This window comes from Paraburkholderia sp. (assembly GCF_035656215.1).
GTDB lineage: Bacteria > Pseudomonadota > Gammaproteobacteria > Burkholderiales > Burkholderiaceae > Paraburkholderia.
The window spans coordinates 1-1,960 of the sequence record NZ_DASRSY010000414.1 but is presented as its reverse complement, the minus strand read 5'-3'; the positions used below and the strand labels follow the sequence as shown (position 1 = coordinate 1,960).

The window sequence follows — 1,960 nt, the reverse complement described above, 5'->3', positions numbered from 1 at the left end:
GTGTTATCGATCGAGTGCGGATCAAACCCGGCGATCAGCGCCGCTGCGTCTTCCACACTGAGCGGATCAACCAGACTCCACAGCGGATTGATTGCCTGGTACGCGTACGGATCATCGTTCACTTTACCTCCCGGAGCCCTCCCGGTAGCGTTGACGAGGTTGCCGTAACAGGCAGACTTGCGCGTACCGGACATAGCCGGATTCTAGCGGAGTGTGGCGAACGCGCGACGGTTCTCATGTGGCAAGAGAGATCGCTAGGTAGCCGTAGAACCTGGCCCAATGATGGGCTAATTGATGGGCTGAGAAAAACAAAAACCCGCAAGTCGTTGAATTTGCGGGTTCTTATCTTACAAATTGGTGGAGGCGGCGGGAATCGAACCCGCGTCCAGAAGCACTCTACGACTAGTTCTACATACTTAGTTCTGTCATTTGATTTAACCACCACGACGCGGACGAACACGCTGCGTGACGGCGATTCACTAAGTTTTCGACCTTGGCGTCGTGACGCCGCCAAGACTTAACTGACGTATATGACCTCTGTCGGTATTGCTACCGGTCTTGCGACTCTAGCCCGTCAGTGAACTAGGCAGAGGACGGCGGCCCTTAGGCTGCCAGTGCGAACGTTTCGTCGTTTGCAGTTACGTTTTTCCCATTGATTAACGAGGTGACGGGTCCTCGGTATGCCCTAGCCGCTTCGCAACCCCTGTCGAAACCAGGTCGCCCCCGCGGTTCGTTGCCCAAAATGTCTGGCCAGACTCAGATTTTACAATAGTTTGACGGCCACGTCCTGGCTGATTGCCTTGCCGTCTCGCCGCACTGCTGCACGGTCGCGGTGAAGCGGCAAGACGCCGTATCGCCTTGCGTGCGCCGTGTCTGCCGTGTTCGCTGTATGTGTTCAGCCGATATCGCGCAGCAGCTTCTGCAATTCAGCGGGCGACTGCACGACATGCTGAGCGTGCCATTGCGCCGGTGGAATGTCGTTGCCGCAGTAGCCGTAGGCTGCCGCGATGGTCTTCATGCCGGCCGCGAAACCCGCCTGCACGTCGCGCAGATCGTCGCCGACGTAGACGATATGCTCCGGCACCACATCCAGCTCGCGCGCGGCATGCAACAAGGGAGCGGGGTGCGGCTTTGAATGTGGGGTCGTGTCGCCGCTCACCACGCAGCCCGCGCGCTCCTCGAGGCCGAGTTGTGCGATCAGCGGCTCGGTGAGCCTTGCCACCTTGTTCGTCACGATGCCCCAGCGCACGCCCCGTGCGTCGAGATCGTCGAGCAATTCGGCGATGCCAGGAAACAGCGTGGTCTCGATGCACAAGTCTGCTTCGTAGTTGGCGAGAAACTCCTCGCGCATCGACGCGAACTCGTGGTGATCGGGACCGATGCCGAAGGCCCCGCCGATCAGCCCACGCGCGCCCGCGGACGCGAGCGGCCGCAGGTCTTCGAGCGGCACCATATCAAGGCTGCGATCATGACGCATTTTGTTGACGGCTGCCGCCAGGTCGGGCGCGGTGTCAGCCAGCGTGCCGTCGAGGTCGAACAGGACAGCCTGGCAAAGACCGAGTGCGTTGTCATTGTCTTCGCGCTGCGGCAGGGGCGTGGGATCGCTCATTGATTGGGTCCGGGCAGGTCGGGGCGGATCAGACGTCGCGGCGGCAGGCGAGCATGTAGTTCACGCTCGTGTCGGCGGACAGCGCGAAATGCTTGCTGAGCGGGTTATAAACGATACCTTTGATGTCGACCGTGCGCAGCCCGGCGACGCGCACGAAGCCCGCCAATTCCGATGGACGGATGAAGCGCGCGTAGTCGTGCGTACCTTTGGGCAGCATCCGCGCGATATATTCCGCGCCGATCACCGCGAACAGATACGACTTCACGTTGCGGTTCAACGTGGAGAAGAACACCCAGCCACCCGGTTTCACCAGTGTCTTGCAGGCCTCGACAATGGCGGCAGGTTCGGGTA

The 1,960-nt window shown here is 60.4% G+C and carries 2 protein-coding genes and 1 other RNA gene; all 3 read right to left on the bottom strand.

Annotated elements, in window-relative coordinates; all coding sequences use genetic code 11:
- Positions 1–355: 355 nt before the first annotated feature.
- Positions 356–725: a transfer-messenger RNA gene (gene ssrA, locus VFE81_RS24170) on the bottom strand.
- Between the two features lie 170 nt (positions 726–895).
- Positions 896–1,609, bottom strand: coding sequence for a phosphoglycolate phosphatase (gph, locus tag VFE81_RS24165; RefSeq protein WP_325046996.1), 714 nt, complete (start codon positions 1,607–1,609; stop codon positions 896–898).
- A gap of 28 nt (positions 1,610–1,637) precedes the next feature.
- Positions 1,638–1,960 (bottom strand): bifunctional 2-polyprenyl-6-hydroxyphenol methylase/3-demethylubiquinol 3-O-methyltransferase UbiG (ubiG, locus tag VFE81_RS24160; RefSeq protein WP_325046995.1); only part of this gene is annotated, 323 nt, incomplete at its 5' end.

What these genes read in the sequence shown, in the direction of transcription:
- gph (WP_325046996.1), bottom strand. Translation starts at nt 1,609, where the DNA reads ATGAGCGATCCCACGCCCCTGCCGCAGCGCGAAGACAATGACAACGCA.